Consider the following 23,999-nt stretch of genomic DNA (forward strand, 5'->3'; position numbering starts at 1 on the left):
TTATTTAAAAGGAGTTTTTATTTTTATTTATACAACTTATGCGTTTCGTACTGTTTCCCCGATAATGTATCAAACTCAACTTCATGGTAATCTTGAAGGTCTTTTGCAGCTTTATTAGAGAGCGCTGCCGGCTCATCCACTAGCTTTCCTTTTGAGTTTATATACATATTTGAACGAAAAGCCGGCACTTCTGTTTTCATTTGATTCAGCTGATCGTAGAATAGATTACTTTTGTAACCAAGAGATTGAACAAGTGTCGGAGCAATATAAATAGGACTCATCGTACCAAGATTTTTATCTATTTTTGTATCGTAATTAGATAAAAATAAGAGCGGCGTCTCATAAAATTTTCGAGATGTTTGCTGCGTTTTCTCGTTTCCAAAACCCGTTTCTTTGTAAGCTTGAAGGTTTTGTCCAAGTGCTGGCAAATGATCTCCCCAAAATACTACAATGGTCGGCTCATCCAACTTTTGAATTTCATCGTTCAATCGTTTTAAAGCAGCATCTGAACGTTTGATTCCTTCAGCATAAATTTCAATTTCCTTTTGCATTTCTGGTGATAACCCTTTACCGGTTACTTTAATGGTTTCCTGACCATTATACTTATCCGCAGAATAAGGAAGATGATTTGCAATCGTTACAGCATGCACAAATGCAGGCTTTTTCGACTGACGAAGCGTATCGAGTACTTCATCAACTACCGCTTCATCAGAAACAAATTCTTTGTTATCTTTTTGCGTATGCTTCATTTGATCAATAAACTTCACTTGATCAAATCCCAAATTTGGATACACATTTTGTCTCATATAAAGCATGCCGCTGTTTGGATGCATAGCTGTTGTAGCATAGCCTTGTTTTTCTAAATAAGAAACAAAAGACGGATATTCTTTTTTACTCAATACATGCTGATAAGGAAGACCTCCAGGGTTAAAGAAAGACAAAGAGTAGCTCGTCAATGCTTCAAACTCTACATTAGCTGTCTCCCCGCCAAATGAAGGACTTAAAGACCACCCAGAAGGATATTTCTTTTGAAGCTCCCTTGTATTTTTCATTGGATCTTCAGAGAACGTCACGTTAAGCTTTGTTGGGTCCCAAAACGTTTCATTCATTACAAACACAACGTTTGGCTTGACTTCAGTCCTGCTTTCTTGTGTTTTCTCTTCCTTTGACTGAATGCGTTTTGCCACTTTGGCCATTACTTCCTGTGAATAGTCATCCGGCTCTTGCAGCACATCTGTTTTAACATTTGAAATCATGCCAATAACCGGTCCATTATAGTAATAATTATTTTGCTGATTCCAAGGCATCAGCGCAGCATATTGATCATAATATTTTTGAGCAAACGAGTGTTCAAAGAATAAAAATGATTTCATTAAAAAGATAAGCGGCAGAATCATAATAATTCGAAGAAACCATCGAATTTTAATTTTCGGCAAGAAAAACCAAAGAGCAATCAGTACGACAATAGATCCAATAACTCCTATGACAATAGGAATTGAAATGGAATCTTTAATCATTGGAATAACTTCTTTTAACTGACTCGCCTGAATAAAATCGTTCGGGAACAATGGTTCATTTCGAAAGATTTTTTTATAATAGTTTACAAGAGCTAAAATAAAATACAGAACAAAGGTAATCCCAGCCCCTAAATAAGCTTCCCCTACTAGCATAATGATCGCTAGTGTTAACAGCGAGAGTAAAAAGACCGTAAAAAGATAGCGTTCAGGGTATGCTTGCATCCACTCTATTGTTTTGCCTGGATTATGTATATCAATATGATAGATAACAAAAACCATAGCAGAAACGGCTGCTACCGCAATTGAAAACACAATTGCCGTAAAAATGGCGTACCACTGCGAACCTTGTATTCTCTCTATCTGATTAAATCGAATTAGCAAATAGAAAGTGAGCGCCCATAAAACAAGTGAGCATCCCCCTATTAATACGACGAACCCAGCTGTATGGATTTGGGCCCAGTCAAACAATATCTTTGTGTCATTTGATATATTAAGCATAACAACACTGTATAAAAAAACGCTAAGCAGCCCATACGCCACCAGCATTGGCAAAGAACGATACAAATGTTTAAACATAACCTTAAGCCTCCTATTTACAATATCTTAACACTTTTAATATGATTTTAACATTCCTATCTCTCTCGCTTTCACGCCTAATTTTCCCATGATCATACCACTAACATTTCCCGAGAAATTTCACACGAAAAAAGCCCGCTTTTCTGATGAAAAGACGGGCCTCTTAGCCGTTTTATACGTATGTAAAAATTGCTGCTATGAACGTTCTTTCACTGCTTCTGCTTTTAGCAAATCACGAATTTCTGTTAAAATCTCTTCTTCTTTTGACAGAACAGCCACTTCTTCCTCTACTTTCTCTTCTTCTTTTCTCTTAAAGCGATTAAAGAAACGAATAAATAAGAAAATCGAGAATGCAACAATTAAGAAATCAACAATCGTTTGAATAAAAGATCCATATAATACCGTAGCATCTCCAACCGTGAAGGATAAATCTTTAAAGTCTATCCCTGCTAACAACAAACCAATCAGCGGCATAATAATATCATTTACAAGAGACGTGACAATTTTTCCAAATGCCGCTCCAATAATGACACCGACTGCTAAGTCTAATACGTTTCCTCGCAAAGCAAATTCTTTAAATTCTTTAAGCATCTGTTTGTTCCACCTCCTGCCCTTCATTTCAAACTTTCATGATAATACATCCTAAATTAAACAAACAAGGTGCATTTTCATTTTTCTCTTTTTCATGAGATATGTACCAGACCTTTAGTTGTATTTCTGCCCATATTTTTACTTTATATTCGCGTGTAAATAAAAACGAACTTTCAGTTTTCATTCAGGTAAGGTTCATGTTCAGTCCATTTTTCTTTTATACACTAATAGCATGTAATTCATCAAATATGTAAACGAGCAATAGAGGAGATGGCTAGAACGTGAGAAAAATTCTACTGCGAGCAGCGACTGTGTGTCTCGCAGCTATTATCAGTATTTCATATACAGCAAGCACGGCGGAGGCAAGTGAAAACACAGCAAGTGAAGATTTAATTATTATTAATAAAAAAACAAATCAGCTTGCTTATTTTCATAACGGAAAATTAGAAAAGACGTATTCAGTAGCTACGGGAAAAACATGGAGCGATACGCCGGTAGGCTTTTTCAAGATTGTTAACAAAATTAAAAATCGCCCTTACTATACAGGGCACATTGCAGGAGGCGCTCCTAATAATCCTCTTGGCTCTCGCTGGCTAGGGCTTAATGCAAACGGAACAACCGGCGACACATACGGTATTCATGGGAATAACTCAGAAGCTAGCATTGGCAAATATGTAAGCCACGGCTGCGTACGGATGCACAATGCGGATGTGGAAGAACTATTCGATAAAGTAGCAGTAGGAACATCTGTAACTATTACGTATTCATCAAAAACCTTCGAAGAGCTGGCAAAGGTATATGGCTACGGACAGCTGTGAAAAATAAAAGCTTATCCAAAAAATGTGGATAAGCTTTTATTCTTCTTTATTCCCATACATGAGCTCCGTACTATGTGAATATAGCTCAATAATATTCCCAAACGGATCTTCGCAATAAATTAAGTAATAAGGTTTTCCAGGTCTTGTATTCCATACTTGGCTACGCTTTTTACCGCCTGATTGTTCGATTTTATCCGCTAATTTTTCCACGTCATCGGCTATTAAACACATGTGAAAATAACTTTGATACTGCTCATCGCTGTCTTTTAATACAAGAGGCATTTGCGGCTTATTAAATTCAAACAGTTCAATGCCTACCTGGTTATCAGCTGTCATGTGAGCATTTTTCATTTTTTTAATATGAGACCCTAGTAAATCTTGAGTCATATTTTCAGCTTTTTCTTCCTCCGCATTAAACGTATAAGGACCGGCAATCAGCTTAAAACCTAAAACTTTCCCATACCACTGGACGGCTTCTTCTACATCAGGTACAGCTAATCCAACGTGAGTAATAGCTACCATTTTATCATCCTCCTATACACAAACATTCCCTTTCTACAAAAAGAAAAACAGCCCATTTAAAATGGACTGTTTACACGTATTAGAGTCATTTACGATTTTAAAGCATTATATTGAGCAATGATTTCTTTTGTTAAATTATTACTTGCCTCTAACCCACTGACCTCTTTTAACACATACTCAATACCATACTCATGAATATTCGCTTGAAGCTTCATAGCCTCTTTATCTTCTTGCGGGTCAAATAGAAGCGCAGCAGCGATTGCCTTCGCTAAGTGGGTATAAGAAAGGCCCGCTTTTTTTGCTTCTAGCGCTGGACGAATCAAACGATCCTGAGGTCCAAGTTTGCGAATTGGCGCTCTTCCTACCCGTTTAACTGAATCATTTAAATGAGGATTCTTAAAGCGCTCAATAATTTTTACGATGTAGGCTTCGTGTTCCTCTCTATCTAAGTCATATCTTTTAATTAGATAGTCTCCTGTTTCTCGTAGCGTTTGCTGTACTTGTTGGTAAATATCTGAATCTCTTAACGTTTGATCAATCGTTTCTTTTCCTTTTAAATAACCAAAATATGCAATCACCGCATGTCCTGTATTTACTGTAAATAGCTTTCTTTCAATAAAAGGAGCAAGGTCAGGCACAATCGTCATTCCTTCTACAAAAGGAATATTTTCAGGTGCCTCTACTACCCATTCATAATAGGATTCTACTAAAACATCAAGCGAACCTTGGTTGTGTTGAAGAGGTACGATACGATCTACAGCTGAATTGAAGAAAAAGACCTTATTTACCATATGAGCTTTTGTCTCTTCATCCAGCGCATCAAAAATATAGCCTTTTAATAAATCTGTCGCAGAGATTTGATTTTCACATGCAATAATATATACCTTTTCGTCGCTTGTTTTCACACGCTCAGCCAGACCTTTAGCAATTAAAGGAGCAATGCGAGGCAGAACGTTCGGTCCGATGGCTGTCGTAATGTACGTTGCTTCTTTAATCGCTTTAATGACTGCTTGTTCTTGCGTCAGATTATTTAAACCAGATACGTTTTGAACAGCTAATGTCTCTGGGTGCTCTGCGGCTGTTATTACGTTATACCCTTCATCTGTGTTTAACTGATTAATAATCTTTTCAGCAATATCTACGAATGTAACGTGATAGTTGCTTTGAGAAAATAATGCCCCAATAAATCCTCGCCCAATATTACCTGCTCCAAAATGAACTGCTTGTTTCACAAAAATCATTCCTTTATCAAATTATTTCGAAGGTACTCATGAAACGTATCCTCTAGCCTTTTGCGAATTATCTCTTCGTTCGAAGACGAAAAAACCATCATTGCTTCATGATCTTCAATTAAACTTGTACTAATTAAACTTAAGATTTCTTGCTGTACTTCACTTAACTCCTCAGGTGCTAGCATTAATAGAAGGTTACGCGCCTGCATGTTTGTTCCGTCCATACCTTTAACTGTGCAAGGCTGTTCTAAATGTGAAACTTGAAAAATCAGCTCTTTCACGTGATGTTCACGGCAATGGAACAGTGCCATACTCGTTTGCGGAATACCTAAACCGCCTTTGTTTTCTCGTTCCTTAAGCTGATCAATAACGCAGCTGGCATTGGTTATTAAACGTTCTTTTTCAGCTGCTTTTACTACGTGCGAAATCACTTGATCATGACTCACTGCATCCGAAAATCGATACATTCTAAGGTTTTGAAGAATTGATTCGATACTTCCATGCACATCTTTAATTTGCTTCATCGTTTCCTCAAAAGACGGTTTTTGTGTAGAGACGGTCTTATTTTTATATTGGAACGAACGATAGCCCTTATCTTTGGTTAACTTTTGAATGTTTTTCTGTAAAAAATTCTGAACGGACTGAATATCCTCTTCGGTTAAGAGTGGATTGACTAAAATGTAATCGACATTTAAAAAAGGAAGTCTTACTGTTGAAATCACTACGTCATACCCTTCAAGCGCCGCTTCTTTGATTTCTTTTACCGATTTAATGACAACTGAATTAATCTCCGGAATCTCTTTACGAATACGGCTAGCTAACATTTTCGAAGTGCCGATTCCAGTTGGACAGACAATCAGTGCCTGAATTTCCATGACTTCTTCTTTTAGCACTAGCGTTGAACCGAAATGCAAAACAAGATATGCCACTTCATCATCTGGAAAAACTAAATCCGGCAGCTCTTGATCGATACTGTTTCTCACAGCCATAAATAAAACAGGGTACTTTTTCTTAATCTCTTCCGTTAATGGATTAAAAAGCTCCATTTTTTGCTTAAGACGAAAAATTGCCGGTTCCATATGAGCAAGCAGCCCTTGGTAAAGGGAAAAATCACCGGTCAAGTCGGTGTTAAGCTGAACAGAAACATGAGAAATCATATTCTTAATAATCTGCCCAACCACTACGCTGTCGTAATATACGTCTCTAGTAGTTTGGAACTTAGCTGCACGCAGCCGTACTGCTAAGAAATGAATATCTTTTTCCGTGAAAGAAAGAGAAAATACCCGTTCAATTTCGCGGCAAATATCCTTCATTAAGAACAGTTCACTCGCCAGCTCTTCCGTTTGGCCGCCATCGTCTTCTAGATACATTTGCTTTTTCGTTCGCTGTATCATAATGCAAATATGAACAATGAGCCCTATATAATCGCTGTCAGCCAGCTTAGAATGATGCTGATTAATCGCTTGATGTACAATTCGGTCTACTTCTGCTAAATAATTCGGATAAAAATAATGCAAAATCGTTTCATCCGTATGCTGGTGATTTTCTACTAGAAACAAACATTCAATTAACTCTTCATTAAAGTGGACAAGAAAATAATTGGCTAATGCGTTCCGTTTATTGGCTTCAGTAGCTTGAACCTCTACTCCGACCCCTCTCTTTCGATGAAGGAAAACGTCAAATGTGGTTAACCACTCTGTTAATTCATCTAGATAAGCAGTTAGTGTAGTAATACTTACTTCTAAGTCTTTAGCCAGCGTTTGTAATTTAAATGAATCTCCTTCTTCTAGAAGAAGAATTAAAAGAATTAATTTTCTTTCCTGTGGAGACTGATCCGTCGTTTTAATCTTCATCAGCTCTTGGATAAGACGAAAAATTTGTTCATTTTTACCTTCAATCATTAGTCCTTCATCTTGTGTACGAATCAGCTTTAAATCAAATTTTTCAAGTATTGATTCAATTGCCTTCAAATCTCGGTGAACGGTTCTTACACTTACATTCAAAAAAGTAGCAAGTGTAAGTGCTGTATGCTTTCCTGCCGTTTTAATAATTAACTCAATGATTGATTTTTCTCTTGAAGTAATAAACAAGAACATCAACTCTTTTCTTATTTATAAACAAAGGATAAAAAGGCATCTTCATGCCTTTCTATCCCGTTAGTTACTTTGAATAATAGCCATTAATTCTTTAGCTGATTTGGCATGAACCATCTTTTCAATATTGTTCATATCAGAACATGTAATCGCGATACCAGATAAAATTTCTAAATGGGTGCCGTCTTTTCCGGCAATTCCGAAAATCAAACGAACTTTCTCACCATCAAAATCAACGCCTTCTGGAACTTGAATTACTGTAAAACCTGATCTTAAAACGTTCTTTTTCGCTTCTTCCGTACCGTGCGGAATCGCTACGTCATTTCCCATATAAGTAGAAGTCATATTGTCTCGCTCAATCATCGCTTCAACATAGTTTTCTTCTACATATCCGCCTTTTACTAACACACTTCCTGCAAATCGAATTGCTTCTTCCTTAGAAGAAAAGTGCTGATTCAAGAAAACGTTTTCTTCTTTTAATAAACCATCATTACTATCTGTATAGTTTTCTGCAGATACGTTCTTTTCTTCTTCCGCCTTAGAAGTAGTATGATCATTTTTTAGTTGATCAATTAGTTTGTCATATTCCGGGCTAGATAGAAAGTTATCCACCGAGATATGATACGCATCTGGAACTTTGTTTTGAGCTCTTGGCGTTAGCTCTTCCTGTGTAATAACGATTTGAGCATCACTTGGAATATTACTGATAGCTGTATTTGTTACCGAAATATTTAAATCTGCTTGTTTAACTTTCTTGCGAAGAAGAGAGGCGCCCATTGCACTCGATCCCATACCTGCGTCACAGGCAAAAACAATTTTTTGAACGCTTGCTGGTACGTCGCCTTGCTGTTTTGTAAAGCTTCCTGCTACAGAGCTCTTCTTGCCCTTCATCTCTTGCATTTTGCGAGCTGCTTCGTCCAAATCTTCTGTTTGCTTGCCCGTTTTTAAAATTAACGAACCTACAATAAACGATACGACGGCTGCAACAAGAACACCTGAGATATTTGCAACATAGCTGCCTGCATTACCTGGTGTAGCAGCTAAAATAGCCAAAATACTTCCTGGTGAAGCAACGGCTTGTAAGCCTCCTCCTAAAAGAACAAATGTAAATACTCCGCTCATTCCTCCTAAAATAGCCGCAATGATTAGAAGAGGACGCATTAAAACGTAAGGGAAGTAAATTTCGTGAATTCCGCCAATAAAATGAATGATGGCCGCTCCCGGTGCTGACTGTTTTGCTGTTCCTTTTCCAAAGAAGCAATACGCTAACAGAATTCCTAATCCCGGACCAGGATTTGTTTCTAATAACAATAGAATGGACTGTCCGTTTGTTCGAATTTGTTCTGCTCCAATCGGAGATAAAATGCCGTGATTAATGGCATTGTTTAAGAATAAAATTTTAGCTGGTTCAATTAAAATACTTGTAAGAGGAAGAAGGCCATGTGCAACCATCCAATCTACACCCACTACAAGTGCACCTGTAAATCCGTCCACAGCTGGGCTAACTCCTAAAAAGGCTAGAATCGCTAGAATTCCTCCAAGAATACCTGCTGAGAAATTATTAATTAACATCTCAAATCCTGTTTTGACTTTACCTTCAATAAACTGGTCAAACTTCTTGATGATATAACCGCCCAGCGGCCCCATAATCATAGCGCCTAGAAACATCGGAATATCAGATCCAACAATGACGCCCATGGTCGCGATAGCACCTACAACGCCTCCGCGCTGATCGTGTACAAGCTTTCCTCCTGTGTAGCCGATTAGCAGCGGAAGCAAATATTTGACCATTGGATCCACTAGTTTGGCAAGGCTTTCATTTGGAAAAAAGCCTGTTGGAATAAATAAAGCAGTAATAAGTCCCCATGCAATAAATGCTCCGATATTTGGCATAACCATTGAACTTAGAAAGTTCCCAAATTTTTGTACAGCTACTTTTATATTAGATTGAGCCATTTGCTCTCTTCCTTTCTCTACGTGATGATACTTTAATCGTAAGAGATTAAACGCTTTCATTCAATGAATAGGAAAACTAACTTTGTCGTACCACAGACGGACAAAGCTTTTAATTACATAAAAAAGCAGCTGAATTACACGAATTCAGCTGCTTTCTAACTTAATATTTATCTAATTCACTTACAGGAGATTGAATAATAACTGGATTTTTCTCTGGATTTAACCATTTTAAAATAGAGACAACTTGTTCTTTAGAAGTGGCCGTACATCCTGCTGTATAATTTGTTCCTACATGAAAGAAGATTGCACTTCCCTTTCCTGGGGTTCTAGATTCATTATAATTAATGACAAACCCATAATCATAAGCCGGGATATCCATGTTCTCAGCGCTCGTCCAGCGGCCATTCGCTGGCTTTTGCTGCCACGTATTATACAGAGAGCTTTTTGAATCGTCTACCCACACATCATTTGATGTAATCTTTCGATATGGAAGCTTAGTTCCAGGATTTGCATAGCGTCCGAATGCTGTGCCAATTGTATATTTCCCTGTCGGAGACTCCATATCTCCTTCTTTTTTCGCTAAAGCGAATCCTTTTTGTCCAAGTACACCGTTCGCAGTTAAAACTTGCTTCCATTTTCCATCAACTTTTTCAAATGTTTGAATTTTAGCAGACTTCGTATCGTAGTTATCTGCTGTAACCAAGATGACTTGCTGAGCGTTGCCTAACGTTTTAAAAGAATCGACTACGAGCTTTGGAGACGCTGTAGCTGAAGCCTGTACATAGTCACTGCTTACATAGCCTGTGCGGCCGTTATAGTTAATTTTGTACCAGCTTCCGCTTTTGCTCATCACAGACAGCTTCTGGCCTTTTGTCACACTTCCTATGGATGCATAATTGGTGCCCGCTCCGCTTCTTACATTCAGCGTGCTTGCCGTTACTGTATACGTTGTGCTTTCTGCTGGTGGCGCTGTTGTTCCTGATGACTGTACATAATCGCTGCTTACATAGCCTGTGCGGCCGTTATAGTTAATTTTGTACCAGCTTCCGCTTTTGCTCACCACAGATAGTGTTTGATCTTTTACTACGCTGCCGATAATCCCGTAATTCGTTCCCGCTCCGCTTCTCACATTTAGCTTGCTTGCCGTTACTTTATATGTAACTGTTGCTGCATATGCCTTTTCTTGATTTCCCCCAATTGAGCCAAAGCCAGGCGTTACAGCCGTTGCAAGCGTAGCTGTTAACGCCATCCCCACCATTAATTTTTTCAACTGCTTTCCCTCCATTTATTCCTTATAAAATTCTACTATTTTCTATTCTTAATTCATTATCTTACCATATTCCAAACGAAGGGAAAGGGTCAATAGATGCTTTTCACACGGCCTATAAAAAAAGACAGACCTCTTTGATAGGTCTGCCTCTTTCACTATTATCCTAAATCAACGTTGTGATATACTTGCTGCACATCTTCTAAGTCCTCTAATGCATCAATCATTTTTTCAAACTGAGCTTGTGCATCTTCAGGAAGAGTTACATCATTTTGAGCAAGCATCGTTTGCTCAGCTACTGTAAATTCCGTAATACCAGCATCGTTGAACGCTTTTTGTACCGCATGGAATTGATCCGGATCAGCATAAACAATTACAGAATCTTCTTCTTCTAAAATGTCACGCACGTCTACTTCTGCTTCCATTAACAGTTCTAGCGTCTCTTCTTCATCCTTACCTTCTACACCAATAACAGCTGTTGGATCAAACATATACGCTACTGATCCGCTTACTCCCATATTACCGCCGTTTTTACCAAAGGCAGCACGCACGTCTGAAGCTGTTCTGTTTACGTTATTCGTAAGAGCATCTACGATAACCATTGAGCCATTTGGTCCAAAACCTTCGTAACGAAGATTATCGTAATTTTCTTCTGAACCGCCCTTTGCTTTTTCAATGGCACGGTCAATAATTGCTTTTGGCACATTGTATGTTTTCGCGCGTTCTAATACAACTTTTAACGCTTGGTTTGATTCTGGATCTGGCTCACCTTGTTTTGCAGCCACATAAATCTCACGGCCAAACTTGGCATATATACGACTTGTATTAGCATCTTTTGACGCTTTCTTTTCTTTAATATTGTTCCACTTACGGCCCATATTGTTTCACTCTCTTTCAAAATTGAATCTAATAAAATAAATAGGCAATGATATATCCGTTTTTATTATACATCAATTCCCTCTTATCTTTCGAGTTTAATACCTAAAAAAGACAAGCAATCTTTTGGTATATTTCGTTAACTAAATAAATGAGAAAACCATTTGATAACAGGCTGAATGATTTTTGTATATACTTTTTTCAGCGGTTTGTATATACATCTCACCCAAATCCACCGTAAAGGATAGTAGATCATATGAATTATGATCCACTTAACTCCTTTCCAAAAACAGAAGAATATACGCTGACAAAATGAAACCACGGGAATAACAATTTCATTGTAAAATGGCAGCACAACATATTTCCATAGAAGATAACAAGGGTAACAAACCATGTATAAAACAGGGTATAAAACATACTTCCATATAAATCTAGTTATAGGCAAAAAACATCGTTTCCAAACGAAGAGAATAAAAGGATAGATGAGGACACTCCATAGCCAAGAAATAGGATAAACGAATAAAAAACGTATAATGTATCTCCAAATGAAATCAATGACAGGTTGAATAATTCTTGTTCCTATCCATATGAGGGGCTTAGCGATAAAATATATCCATATCTTACACAAAATTTGAAATACAAAATAAAAGGGAAAATACAAGACAAAAAAGATGCCTCGCAACACGTACTTTATACTTTGAGCTACTCCACTAATACTTTTCACTTCCTTTTTTATAAATGAGTTTCGTTCATTTACCTACTCTATTATATAAAATAAATGAAGCAAGCAAATATATTTTTTAGCTCAATGAGAATTATATACAAAAACACCCTTCTATAATAGAAGGGTGTCTAGAACCTTATTATTCTACAGTAACTGATTTTGCTAAGTTACGTGGTTTATCTACATCGCAATCGCGGTGCAATGCAGCGTAGTAAGAGATTAATTGTAAAGGAATAACCGCTGCTAGTGGTGAAAGTGTTTCGTGAACTTTCGGAATCACGTAGCGATCTTCTTCTGTTTCTAATCCTTTCATTGAAATGATACAAGGATTAGCTCCACGTGCTACTACTTCTTTTACGTTACCACGGATGCTTAAGTTTACATGTTCTTGTGTTGCTAATGCAATAATTGGCGTATTGTTTTCAATTAAAGCGATTGTTCCGTGCTTAAGCTCTCCTCCAGCAAATCCTTCTGCTTGAATGTAAGAGATTTCTTTTAGTTTTAACGCGCCTTCTAAACCTACATAATAATCAACAGAACGTCCAATAAAGAATGCGTTGCGAGTTGTTGCTAAGAATTGAAGAGCAATGCTTTCCATTTCTTCTTTGTCGTCGCAAAGTACTTCCATTGTGTTTGCTACGATTGCTAACTCTTGAACTAAATCAAATTCTAATTCAATGCCGCGTGTTTTTGCTGTTACAGCCGCTAGAATTGATAGGACTGCTAATTGAGCTGTATAAGCTTTTGTTGATGCTACAGCAATTTCCGGACCTGCATGAAGTAATAACGTATAATCAGATTCACGAGATAATGTTGATCCCGGAACGTTTGTGATTGTTAACGCTTTGTAACCTAGTTCTTTAATTTGAACTAATACTGCACGGCTGTCAGCTGTTTCTCCACTTTGAGAAATAAAGATAAACAGTGGCTTTTCAGATAAAAGCGGCATGTTGTAAGAGAATTCACTTGCTACGTGCACTTCTACCGGAACCTTCGCCCACGTTTCAATGAATTGTTTACCTACTAGGCCTGCATGATAGCTTGTTCCACATGCTACGATATAGATGCGGTCTGCTTCATCCATTGCTCCTAAAATGTCTGCATCAATGTGCAGTTCATTGTTTTCATTTTGATACTCTTGAATGATTTTACGAACAACTAAAGGCTGCTCATCAATTTCTTTTAACATATAGTGAGGGTACGTACCTTTTTCAATATCACTTGCATCAAGCTCTGCTGTGTAAGGTGCTCTTTCTACCACTTCACCATCAAGCGTTTTAATTGTTACGCCTTCTTTTGTAACAATTACTGTTTCTTTATCCATTAATTCTACGTACTGATCTGTTACTTGAAGCATTGCCATAGCATCGCTTGCTACAACGTTAAATCCTTCGCCAACACCTACAAGAAGCGGGCTTTTGTTTTTAGCTACGTAGATTGTATTTTTATCTTCGTTATCAACAAGAGCTAGTGCATAAGAACCGTGAAGCAAGCTTACTGTCTTGCGGAACGCTTCTTCTACATCTAAGCCTTCTGCTGCGATTTTTTCAATTAACTGAACGATTACTTCTGTATCCGTTTCGCTTTTGAACGTTACATCTTGTAAATATTCACGTTTTAAAATAGCGTAGTTTTCAATTACACCATTATGCACAAGCGTGAAGCGTCCAGATGTACTTTGATGCGGGTGAGCATTTTCTTGGCTTGGTACACCATGAGTTGCCCAACGCGTATGACCGATACCTGCTGGTGCTACAACACTGTTATCTACTGCCTGACGCAATTCTGCAATACGGCCTTTTTCTTTGAATACGTGTACGCCTTCATTGTTAACAACTGCAATACCTGCTGAGTCATAGCCACGATATTCTAACTTTTCAAGACCACGTAATAAAATTTCTTTCGAATCTTCTGTTCCAATATATCCTACAATTCCGCACATAGATAAAATCCTCCTTCATGTATGAAAAGAGAGTCTCTTTTCATCATCAATGATTATCATCTCAATGCTTTTGTCCAATAAGTCACCTCATTGTTTTTCACATCAAGTTTTCGGCCGTGATAATCAACAACCGGGAGGCATCCGCCGATACTTCGATAAACCTCCTCCTCGTCAACTAAGTCGTTTCCGTCCCTTTACTTAGTTCAGGCGCTTTGTATTCACTTTTAAAATAGATTGTTCACTCCTTTACATAAATTAAGAGACGAACAGATTTAATATTACAATAAGAAGTGAGAAAACGTCAATTATCTTCTTTACTATCTGTAAAAACAGCCTTTAGCATCAGATAATTTCCAAGAATTTTTCTCAACAATATAAAAATATGCATAAGCAGCTTGAAACGTCACCGCTTATGCATATAATTAATGAATTACTCTAAGCCCATTTCTTCTTTTACTACTTCTACGATACGCGTTACATAAGTTTCACATTCTTCTTGTGTTTGTGCTTCAACCATAACACGTACTAACGGCTCTGTTCCTGAAGGGCGTACAAGTACTCGGCCATTACCGTTCATTTCTTTTTCCACTTCTTCAATAACCACTTTTACCTTCTCGTTATCTGTAACATGATGCTTATCCGTTACTTTTACATTTACAAGAAGCTGAGGATACTTCTTCATTTCAGCTGCTAATTCTGATAAAGGCTTTTTCGTTGCTTGCATAATGTTTACAAGCTGAATAGCTGAAAGCATACCGTCACCTGTTGTGTTGTAATCTAAGAAAATAATATGACCTGACTGTTCTCCACCTAGGTTATATTGATTAGCTTTCATTTCTTCTACTACATAACGGTCGCCTACACCCGTTTGTGCACTTTCAATTCCGCTAGCTTCTAGTGCTTTATAGAAGCCTAAGTTACTCATAACAGTAGAAACAAGCGTATTTTTCTTTAAACGTCCTTGTTCATATAAGTACTTTGCACAAATGAACATGATTTGATCACCGTCTACAATCTCGCCTTTTTCATCGATTGCGATTAAACGATCTCCGTCTCCATCAAATGCTAACCCAACATCCGCTCCTTTTTCTTTTAAGAAGGCACTTAATGCTTCCGGATGTGTAGATCCTACACCGTCATTGATGTTTAATCCGTTTGGTGATGCCCCCATTGTAGAGATATCCGCATCTAAATCTGCAAATAAATGTGCTGCTAACGATGACGTTGCTCCGTGCGCACAGTCTAATGCAACATGAATACCTGAGAAGTCTTCATCAACCGTTTGTTTTAAGTATTGAAGATATTTTTGTCCACCTTCGAAGTAGTCATTTACCTGACCTAAATCTCCCCCAACAGGTCTTGGTAATTGATCTGTTTCACTATCCATTAACGCTTCAATTTCATTCTCTTGTGCATCTGACAGTTTAAATCCATCTGGACCAAAGAATTTAATTCCGTTATCTTGAACTGGGTTATGTGAAGCAGAGATCATGACTCCTGCTTGTGCGCCAAGTGCTTTTGTTAAATACGCTACCCCTGGAGTTGAAATAACGCCTAATCGCATAACTTCTGCACCAATTGAAAGCAAGCCTGCAACAAGCGCTCCTTCTAACATATGACCAGAAACGCGTGTATCGCGTCCGATTAATACCTTTGGTCGCTCTGCATCTTTTGTTAGAACGTAACCACCTAAGCGTCCAATTTTAAAAGCAAGCTCAGGAGTTAATTCACTATTGGCAACTCCTCGTACTCCGTCTGTTCCAAAATACTTACCCATTAATTTTCTCTCCTTCATGTCAAAACATTTAGTTTCCTGATGTATTATCTGTCTGTCCATCTACGGGTGTAGAATTTTCATCACTTTGATTACTACTATCGTCACCAGTTTCTGTATTATCTGTTGGTGTATCTGTATTGTCTTCAGGTGTATCAGTCTCTTCGCTTGGTTTATCAGTTGAATCACCTGAATTTCCCGTCCCAGGATTTGTTCCTGATCCTGATCCATTTCCCGTGTCTGGCTTTGTTTCTTTATCGCTCGTGCTTCCACTTGTTTCTTTATCCGTTTGCTCATCATTTGTCCCTGATTGTTTTTTCGCTGTTACACGAACTTTTGCCTGTTTAGTCGATAGTGTTGATGTAACAGAGTCAGGACTATTTATTATAATAGGAACCGTGTGCTCCCCAGCAGATAAATTCCCTACATTCGCTGACAAGCTAATGCCGCTTTTCGTTAACTTATCTAAATCAGATTTTGGTCCTTTTACATCCGCATCTACTGAAGTAGGAGAAAGCAGTTCATACGTGTACTTTGAGGATTGACCAGTTAAAGAAACCGGCAAATTCTTAAATGACTTAGTCTCAGCTGCACTTGCGTCCGTTTCTTCTGCGTCTTTCTCATCACCTTGTTTGTCTACTTCCACATGAACGGTAATTTGTTTAGGACTTACACTATCTATTCCGTCTGGAACAGGGACATTCACCTTAATATCTTTAGATTTCGTAATACCGGTAACATCGACTGGAATATTATCAATTTTATCGATTTTCTCTAAAGAATCAGATGGACCGATAATTTTCACGGTATCTGTTTTAGGCTCTAGCTTCGTAATGTTGACACCGTCGCCTGGCGTGCCTTCTTGAATCACATCGATCGGCACTTTTTTACTAATATTTTTCACCGGGATTGTTACATTGACCGTTTCTGGTTGAACTGTTACATTCAATTTATTTAAATTCTTGTCTAATGCGACAACAGTTGCTTGTTTCGTCACTGTTTTTGAAGCATTATCTAAATCAATAATAGCTTTTACATAAGCAACTTGGTCTAATTGACTTGATGCGCCCGTTACCGTGACGGCTCTTGGGCTAACGGTTGCTTCCCCTGCTTCATACCCATTTTTGACCTTATTTTTATCATAGCTTGCCTCTACTGAAAACTGTTTTGAATCGCGTTCTTCAATTGTTACATTTACAATATCAGGCTTAACCACTACGTTTAAATTATCAGAGATATTTCGATACTGAACCTTAACTCTATGCTGCCCTAAGCTTAAATTATCAAGGTCAATATAAGCTTGATAATCTTTTTGGAGCTTTGTTTGAGCCAAAATATTTTTAGGACCTTCCAGTGTCATAATGACCGTATCCGGAACACCTCTTACAATTCTGTTCTTCTCATTGTAGGATACTTGAACCGGAACATCTGTTAATGTTTCTACTCCAGTGTTGGCAGAACTGCTTCGGTTCAGAATTTTATTTGATGAACTGGCACCATCATCTAAATTAACAGATAAATATAACATGAAGGCTAACAGCAACGCGATAATTTTCATAACCCACGATCGATTCATCAATTTATCCATTCTTCTTCAACCTCCATTGCCAACGAGTGGAAGAAGTTGCTTTAGAAGTTGTGACTAATTCTTTTTCTAGCATTTCTCTTAATGTATCAATGGTCAATTCACGATACAATTCACCGTTTTTGGTAACGGAAATGCCTCCAGTTTCTTCAGATACAATGACAGTCACACTATCTGTTACTTCACTTATTCCTACAGCAGCACGATGGCGAGTACCTAATTCTTTTGAAATAAAAGGACTTTCAGATAAAGGTAAGTAACATGCTGCAGCGGCTACTTGATCCCGCTGTAAAATAACCGCTCCATCATGAAGTGGTGTATTCGGTATAAATAAGTTGATTAATAATTCAGAAGAAATATTAGAGTTGAGCGGTATACCTGTTTCAATATAATCACCCATACCCGTCTCTCTTTCAATTGAGATCAATGCACCTATGCGTCTTTTAGCCATATAATGCGTTGCTTTTATAATCGCCTCAATCGTAACGGTACGTTCATCTTCTTCAGGCAAATTACTGCGTGAAAACAAACGTCCTCTCCCAAGCTGTTCAAGCGCTCGGCGCAGCTCTGGCTGGAAGATAATAATAATAGCTAAAAATCCATACGTTAACGCTTGGTCCATTAACCATTGCAACGTATTTAGTCCAAGGAAGTTACTTATAAAGCGGACAACTAAAATTACCGTGATTCCTTTTAAAAGCTGTACTGCTTTTGTACCTCTTATGACCATAATTAATTTATATATGACGAACCATACCAGGAGAACATCAACAATTTTTCCTAAATATGAGAGGATTGGCAGGTCTCCAATAGGCATCTTCTCACTTCCTCTATATATGTAATAAAGATAACATAACCGTTTTATTATACCATAAAACAAAATTACACTGTAAATTACATCTTATTTTTAAATCCTTGTTCCTATATAATGTAGCCTTCTTTTTATATAAATAAAACCGTCCACTGTTCCTCTCTAACAAGATAAGCGGACGGTTTTATGTTTAACTATTAAAAGTCAACAGCTTGCTTGGCATGAGTTTTGACGTTATACCATACCCAGTCAAAAATCTTGTCTAACTCTTCAATATTGCCTGTCACTTCTCCTGCAGAAGCTAGATACTTATCACCATGTATAACAGTAACGTTTCCATCTACTTTTCCTTCAATTTTAATATCGCCATTTCTCACAGTAATATCACCTTTGACGGTCTCACCTTTTGGTACAACGACTGTTTTATCGTGAATGACCAGGTTCGGCTGCTTTGAAACAGAAAAGTCTTCATCCGTTTCCCAAGCTGAAAACACCGTGCCAGACATTAACAACACAAATACAGCAGCTGCACTAAGAATCGGATGGTTTGTAAACCATCTATTCATTCGAATTCGATTCTTCTCACGTGGTAACCCGGCCATAACACCTGCTGTAAAGTTCATAGGTAATTCTATATGAGAAGTGCTTTGCACAAATGCAATCGTTCTTTTTAACTGATGCATATGCTGCTGACAACCTTTGCATTGGTGCAAATGCTCTTTTAATAACAGTTCATTTTCTTTTGTAATATCTCCATCTAAATGCTCATGAATGAGGTTTACATACATTTTTGGACATTTCATTCTTAGTTCACTCCTTACAAGTGGCGAAGTCGATTTCTTAAAGCTTCACGTCCTCTGTGAATTCTAGTCTTTACCGTACCAAGAGGCAGGTCTAAAATATCGCTGATTTCTTTTAACGACAGCTCATCTATATATTTTAGGACAATGACAGTTCGATATTTCTCAGGTAGCTTTAATATTTCCGACTGAATGAATTCTTGCAATTCTACTTGCTCTAGCTCTTCCTCTGGTAAGGCCTGATCGGCAGCTATTTGAGAGTACATATTTAACCCGTCGGTCCCGGCTACTTCTGCATCTAAATAATAGTCTGGCTTTTTTTTACGAATTCGATCAATACAAAGATTTGTAGCAATTCGATATAGCCAGGTGGAAAACTTTTTACTCGTGTCATAGCTATGAATATTTACATAGGCTCGAATAAACGCTTCTTGTGCAGCGTCTTGCGCTTCTTCCCGGTTTCCTAGCATTCGATAACATAGATGAAAAAGTTTATCCTTGTGATATTCTACTATGTCAGCAAACGCATCCTGGTCACCTTTTTTTACTTTTTTTATTTTTCTTTTTAATAATAAATCCATGTAACGGTTACCTCCGCCCATTGCGGGATAGTATATATACGTGTACTTTATCATAAAGTTTCACTTATGCTTAATTATTTTAACAAAAATTTGTCAAATACGTTTAAAAAGATCGTACGTAGGTTATGTAATTAGTATAGATGAAAAGAAGAGGAGTGGAAAGCTTGACTCATACAAAAGAAAACCTTTTGAATCAAATTGAAGAATGTAGAAATAACATGGTCACTCTTGCAGCAGAAAATCCTTTATCATCACTAACAGTGGTGAGAGTAAGCTCAGAGCTAGATGGTCTATTAAATGAATATGAAAAGTTTTTCTCTATATAAAGAAGCTCTAGAATCTGAACTAAGAGCTTCTTTTTTTTACCTTCACATATGTTTCATGTACCTTTTGGTAGGCAATAATGTTTTATACTAATTTTTCTCCTAAAAGTGAGCCCATTAATGCAACAGCTACGGTAGCTGTTTTATTCCGCTCATCTAAAATAGGATTCACTTCCACAAACTCGGCAGAAGTGATTAGCTGAGATTCTGCCAACATCTCCATAGCTAAATGACTTTCTCTGTAGCTTATTCCACCGATAACTGGCGTTCCTACTCCAGGTGCATCATGTGGATCCAGTCCATCTAAATCGAGTGATAGATGAACGCCATCTGTTTTATCACGCAAATATAAAATTGTTTCTTCCATTACTTTTGTCATACCCATTCGATCTATCTCATGCATCGTATACACTTTAATTCCTTTTTCCTTTATTAGCTCTTTTTCTCCTTCATCTAAAGAACGGGCTCCGATAATCACAATATTCTCGGGCTTGACTTTAGGGGCATAGCCACCAATTCGAGTCAATGCTTCGTCTCCTATACCTATACTTGCCGCCAATGGCATACCGTGAATATTTCCGGAAGGAGACGTATCTGCTGTATTTAAATCTCCATGTGCATCATACCAAATTACACCCAAATTTTTATAATGACGACTTACTCCTGCTAGTGTTCCGATAGCGATGCTGTGATCTCCCCCTAGCACTAAAGGAAACCTTTTATTTGTAATAACATCACTTACGGTCTGAGCAAGTCTTTCGCTAGCATCCGCTACAGCTTTTAAATTCTTTAAGTTTGTATTTTCATCACTATGTACTCGTTCAGCTAAGGCAATTTCAATATTCCCTTTATCTTCTACACTATATCCAATATTCTCGATGCGTTCCATAACACCTGCATATCGTATCGCACTTGGCCCCATATCGACCCCTCGGCGAGTTTGACCTAAATCCATTGGTACTCCAATAATTGAAAGCTTATTCATAATATGTCCCCCCATCACAAATGTTGCTACTCTCTTATTGTAACGGCTAAATGAGCGATGGCTCAACTCGACACTTTTTTGAATATATATACAATTCTAATTTGTAGAAACTACACAAAAAAACCTTTAAGCAAATTGCTTAAAGGTTGTACGTTTATATGTATGGTGGAGCCTAGCGGGATCGAACCGCTGACCTCCTGCGTGCAAGGCAGGCGCTCTCCCAGCTGAGCTAAGGCCCCAATATGTTTTTTTATATAGAAATGGAGCGGAAGACGAGGTTCGAACTCGCGACCCCCACCTTGGCAAGGTGGTGTTCTACCACTGAACTACTTCCGCTTATTAAAATGAGCCATGAAGGACTCGAACCTTCGACCCTCTGATTAAAAGTCAGATGCTCTACCAACTGAGCTAATGGCTCTCTATGGCTGGGCTAGCTGGATTCGAACCAACGCATGACGGAATCAAAATCCGTTGCCTTACCGCTTGGCGATAGCCCAATAAAAATGGTGGAGGGGGGCAGATTCGAACTGCCGAACCCGAAGGAGCGGATTTACAGTCCGCCGCGTTTAGCCACTTCGCTACCCCTCCGATATAAATGGTGCCGGCAAGAGGACTTGAACCCCCAACCTACTGATTACAAGTCAGTTGCTCTACCAGTTGAGCTACACCGGCACGGTGGTGGAGGATGACGGGATCGAACCGCCGACCCCCTGCTTGTAAGGCAGGTGCTCTCCCAGCTGAGCTAATCCTCCACTATTATGTAGATAAAAATAAATGGTGACCCGTACGGGATTCGAACCCGTGTTACCGCCGTGAAAGGGCGGTGTCTTAACCGCTTGACCAACGGGCCAGTTGGCTCCACAGGTAGGACTCGAACCTACGACCGATCGGTTAACAGCCGATAGCTCTACCACTGAGCTACTGTGGAATAATAATAGCCTGGCAACGTCCTACTCTCACAGGGACAAAGTCCCAACTACCATCGGCGCTAAAGAGCTTAACTTCCGTGTTCGGTATGGGAACGGGTGTGACTTCTTCGCTATCGCCACCAGACAAATTATATTATACATGATTTGATAAAGAAAGCAAGACTTTTTTGAAAAAGTTTTGTTCTCTCAAAACTAGGTAACAGTTTGCTGAGTAAAGCTTACGCTTTTAAAGTTTGGTTAAGTCCTCGATCGATTAGTATCAGTCAGCTACACATGTCGCCACGCTTCCACCTCTGACCTATCAACCTGATCATCTTTCAGGGATCTTACTAGCTTGCGCTATGGGAAATCTCATCTTGAGGGGGGCTTCATGCTTAGATGCTTTCAGCACTTATCCCGTCCACACATAGCTACCCAGCGATGCCTTTGGCAAGACAACTGGTACACCAGCGGTGTGTCCATCCCGGTCCTCTCGTACTAAGGACAGCTCCTCTCAAATTTCCTACGCCCACGACGGATAGGGACCGAACTGTCTCACGACGTTCTGAACCCAGCTCGCGTACCGCTTTAATGGGCGAACAGCCCAACCCTTGGGACCGACTACAGCCCCAGGATGCGATGAGCCGACATCGAGGTGCCAAACCTCCCCGTCGATGTGGACTCTTGGGGGAGATAAGCCTGTTATCCCCGGGGTAGCTTTTATCCGTTGAGCGATGGCCCTTCCATGCGGAACCACCGGATCACTAAGCCCGACTTTCGTCCCTGCTCGACTTGTAGGTCTCGCAGTCAAGCTCCCTTGTGCCTTTACACTCTACGAATGATTTCCAACCATTCTGAGGGAACCTTTGGGCGCCTCCGTTACATTTTAGGAGGCGACCGCCCCAGTCAAACTGCCCACCTGACACTGTCTCCCGGCCCGATCAGGGCCGCGGGTTAGAATTTCAATACAGCCAGGGTAGTATCCCACCGACGCCTCCACCGAAGCTAGCGCTCCGGCTTCTCAGGCTCCTACCTATCCTGTACAAGCTGTACCAAAATTCAATATCAGGCTACAGTAAAGCTCCACGGGGTCTTTCCGTCCTGTCGCGGGTAACCTGCATCTTCACAGGTACTATAATTTCACCGAGTCTCTCGTTGAGACAGTGCCCAGATCGTTACGCCTTTCGTGCGGGTCGGAACTTACCCGACAAGGAATTTCGCTACCTTAGGACCGTTATAGTTACGGCCGCCGTTTACTGGGGCTTCGATTCAGAGCTTCTCCCAAAGGATAACCCCTCCTCTTAACCTTCCAGCACCGGGCAGGCGTCAGCCCCTATACTTCGCCTTGCGGCTTCGCAGAGACCTGTGTTTTTGCTAAACAGTCGCCTGGGCCTATTCACTGCGGCTCTCTCGGGCTATACACCCTACCAGAGCACCCCTTCTCCCGAAGTTACGGGGTCATTTTGCCGAGTTCCTTAACGAGAGTTCTCTCGATCACCTTAGGATTCTCTCCTCGCCTACCTGTGTCGGTTTGCGGTACGGGCACCTCCCGCCTCGCTAGAGGCTTTTCTTGGCAGTGTGGAATCAGGAACTTCGGTACTATAATTCCCTCGTCATCACAGCTCAGCTTTCATGATGAGCGGATTTGCCTACTCATCAGCCTAACTGCTTGAACGCGCATATCCAGCAGCGCGCTTACCCTATCCTACTGCGTCCCCCCATTACTCAAACGGCGGGGAGGTGGTACAGGAATATCAACCTGTTGGCCATCGCCTACGCTTTTCAGCCTCGGCTTAGGTCCCGACTAACCCTGAGCGGACGAGCCTTCCTCAGGAAACCTTAGGCATTCGGTGGACAAGATTCTCACTTGTCTTTCGCTACTCATACCGGCATTCTCACTTCTAAGCGCTCCACCAGTCCTTACGGTCTGACTTCGCTGCACTTAGAACGCTCTCCTACCACTGACATCAAAGATGTCAATCCACAGCTTCGGTGATACGTTTAGCCCCGGTACATTTTCGGCGCAGAGTCACTCGACCAGTGAGCTATTACGCACTCTTTAAATGGTGGCTGCTTCTAAGCCAACATCCTGGTTGTCTAAGCAACTCCACATCCTTT

At 39.5% G+C, this 23,999-nt stretch carries 17 protein-coding genes, 9 tRNA genes and 2 rRNA genes (1 of these 28 cut by a window edge); 2 read left to right on the plus strand and 26 right to left on the minus strand.

What is annotated here, in order from left to right; all coding sequences use genetic code 11:
* Positions 1–23: 23 nt before the first annotated feature.
* Together ACWATA_RS23420 and mscL are read right to left on the minus strand one after the other, a co-directional pair.
* Entirely contained in the window at positions 24–2,093 is a 2,070-nt protein-coding gene (locus tag ACWATA_RS23420) for an LTA synthase family protein (protein ID WP_367077746.1), read from the minus strand.
* A 195-nt stretch (positions 2,094–2,288) separates the two neighbouring features.
* The gene (gene mscL, locus ACWATA_RS23425; protein ID WP_028411898.1) at positions 2,289–2,684 is read right to left on the minus strand and encodes a large conductance mechanosensitive channel protein MscL; all 396 of its coding nucleotides are present in this window, start codon (positions 2,682–2,684) and stop codon (positions 2,289–2,291) included.
* A gap of 281 nt (positions 2,685–2,965) precedes the next feature.
* On the opposite strand from mscL, the gene ACWATA_RS23430 reads away from it, so the two are divergent.
* Positions 2,966–3,502: a L,D-transpeptidase gene (locus tag ACWATA_RS23430; RefSeq protein ID WP_098113861.1), complete on the plus strand. Its 537-nt coding sequence runs from the start codon at positions 2,966–2,968 to the stop codon at positions 3,500–3,502.
* A gap of 36 nt (positions 3,503–3,538) precedes the next feature.
* On the opposite strand, the gene ACWATA_RS23435 is transcribed toward ACWATA_RS23430, so the two are convergent.
* The 12 genes from ACWATA_RS23435 to sigW form a co-directional block, all read right to left on the minus strand.
* On the minus strand, positions 3,539–4,024 hold the full coding sequence (locus ACWATA_RS23435; RefSeq protein ID WP_028411900.1) for a VOC family protein: 486 nt from the start codon (positions 4,022–4,024) through the stop codon (positions 3,539–3,541).
* 89 nt (positions 4,025–4,113) lie between these two features.
* The gene (locus ACWATA_RS23440) at positions 4,114–5,256 is read right to left on the minus strand and encodes a mannitol-1-phosphate 5-dehydrogenase (protein WP_028411901.1); all 1,143 of its coding nucleotides are present in this window, start codon (positions 5,254–5,256) and stop codon (positions 4,114–4,116) included.
* Between the two features lie 5 nt (positions 5,257–5,261).
* Complete coding sequence (locus tag ACWATA_RS23445) at positions 5,262–7,352, minus strand: BglG family transcription antiterminator (RefSeq protein ID WP_033580794.1); 2,091 nt, start codon at positions 7,350–7,352, stop codon at positions 5,262–5,264.
* Positions 7,353–7,412: 60 nt separating this feature from the next.
* Positions 7,413–9,305: a PTS mannitol transporter subunit IICBA gene (locus ACWATA_RS23450; RefSeq protein WP_028411903.1), complete on the minus strand. Its 1,893-nt coding sequence runs from the start codon at positions 9,303–9,305 to the stop codon at positions 7,413–7,415.
* Positions 9,306–9,465: 160 nt separating this feature from the next.
* Positions 9,466–10,563 (minus strand): SH3 domain-containing protein, encoded by a 1,098-nt coding sequence (locus ACWATA_RS23455; protein WP_473050239.1) that lies wholly within the window; start codon positions 10,561–10,563, stop codon positions 9,466–9,468.
* Positions 10,564–10,733: 170 nt separating this feature from the next.
* Positions 10,734–11,450 (minus strand): YebC/PmpR family DNA-binding transcriptional regulator, encoded by a 717-nt coding sequence (locus ACWATA_RS23460; RefSeq protein WP_098113864.1) that lies wholly within the window; start codon positions 11,448–11,450, stop codon positions 10,734–10,736.
* A gap of 861 nt (positions 11,451–12,311) precedes the next feature.
* Positions 12,312–14,114 (minus strand): glutamine--fructose-6-phosphate transaminase (isomerizing), encoded by a 1,803-nt coding sequence (glmS, locus tag ACWATA_RS23465; RefSeq protein WP_014461996.1) that lies wholly within the window; start codon positions 14,112–14,114, stop codon positions 12,312–12,314.
* Positions 14,115–14,544: 430 nt separating this feature from the next.
* A complete protein-coding gene (gene glmM, locus ACWATA_RS23470) occupies positions 14,545–15,891 on the minus strand; it encodes a phosphoglucosamine mutase (protein ID WP_028411905.1) in 1,347 nt (448 codons plus the stop codon).
* 28 nt (positions 15,892–15,919) lie between these two features.
* The gene (locus tag ACWATA_RS23475) at positions 15,920–17,476 is read right to left on the minus strand and encodes a CdaR family protein (protein ID WP_473050197.1); all 1,557 of its coding nucleotides are present in this window, start codon (positions 17,474–17,476) and stop codon (positions 15,920–15,922) included.
* Positions 17,469–18,290 (minus strand): diadenylate cyclase CdaA, encoded by an 822-nt coding sequence (gene cdaA / locus ACWATA_RS23480; protein WP_013054971.1) that lies wholly within the window; start codon positions 18,288–18,290, stop codon positions 17,469–17,471. The genes ACWATA_RS23475 and cdaA overlap by 8 nt, the downstream gene beginning before the upstream one ends.
* 191 nt (positions 18,291–18,481) lie before the next feature.
* Entirely contained in the window at positions 18,482–19,087 is a 606-nt protein-coding gene (locus ACWATA_RS23485) for an anti-sigma factor family protein (RefSeq protein WP_013081391.1), read from the minus strand.
* Between the two features lie 14 nt (positions 19,088–19,101).
* Positions 19,102–19,665, minus strand: coding sequence for an RNA polymerase sigma factor SigW (gene sigW, locus ACWATA_RS23490; RefSeq protein ID WP_013054969.1), 564 nt, complete (start codon positions 19,663–19,665; stop codon positions 19,102–19,104).
* A gap of 155 nt (positions 19,666–19,820) precedes the next feature.
* Here sigW and ACWATA_RS23495 point away from each other — a divergent pair, with 155 nt between their 5' ends.
* Positions 19,821–19,991: an aspartyl-phosphate phosphatase Spo0E family protein gene (locus ACWATA_RS23495; RefSeq protein WP_223260213.1), complete on the plus strand. Its 171-nt coding sequence runs from the start codon at positions 19,821–19,823 to the stop codon at positions 19,989–19,991.
* 82 nt (positions 19,992–20,073) lie between these two features.
* Here the strand turns inward: ACWATA_RS23495 and rocF are convergent, their stop codons facing one another.
* The 12 genes from rocF to ACWATA_RS23555 form a co-directional block, all read right to left on the minus strand.
* The gene (gene rocF / locus ACWATA_RS23500) at positions 20,074–20,973 is read right to left on the minus strand and encodes an arginase (RefSeq protein ID WP_028411907.1); all 900 of its coding nucleotides are present in this window, start codon (positions 20,971–20,973) and stop codon (positions 20,074–20,076) included.
* 163 nt (positions 20,974–21,136) lie between these two features.
* Positions 21,137–21,212, minus strand: a tRNA-Ala gene (locus ACWATA_RS23505).
* A gap of 22 nt (positions 21,213–21,234) precedes the next feature.
* Positions 21,235–21,309 (minus strand) — tRNA-Gly (locus ACWATA_RS23510).
* Positions 21,310–21,318: 9 nt separating this feature from the next.
* Positions 21,319–21,391 (minus strand) — tRNA-Lys (locus tag ACWATA_RS23515).
* 4 nt (positions 21,392–21,395) lie between these two features.
* Positions 21,396–21,470, minus strand: a tRNA-Gln gene (locus tag ACWATA_RS23520).
* 7 nt (positions 21,471–21,477) lie between these two features.
* Positions 21,478–21,561 (minus strand) — tRNA-Tyr (locus tag ACWATA_RS23525).
* A gap of 8 nt (positions 21,562–21,569) precedes the next feature.
* Positions 21,570–21,645 (minus strand) — tRNA-Thr (locus ACWATA_RS23530).
* Between the two features lie 4 nt (positions 21,646–21,649).
* Positions 21,650–21,725, minus strand: a tRNA-Val gene (locus ACWATA_RS23535).
* Positions 21,726–21,748: 23 nt separating this feature from the next.
* Positions 21,749–21,823 (minus strand) — tRNA-Glu (locus ACWATA_RS23540).
* 3 nt (positions 21,824–21,826) lie between these two features.
* A tRNA-Asn gene (locus ACWATA_RS23545) sits at positions 21,827–21,901 on the minus strand.
* 9 nt (positions 21,902–21,910) lie between these two features.
* Positions 21,911–22,026: ribosomal RNA gene (rrf, locus tag ACWATA_RS23550) — 5S ribosomal RNA — on the minus strand.
* Positions 22,027–22,135: 109 nt separating this feature from the next.
* Positions 22,136–23,999, minus strand: a 23S ribosomal RNA gene (locus ACWATA_RS23555) (it continues 1,072 nt past the right edge of the window).

The organism is Priestia sp. USM5, from assembly GCF_058323215.1.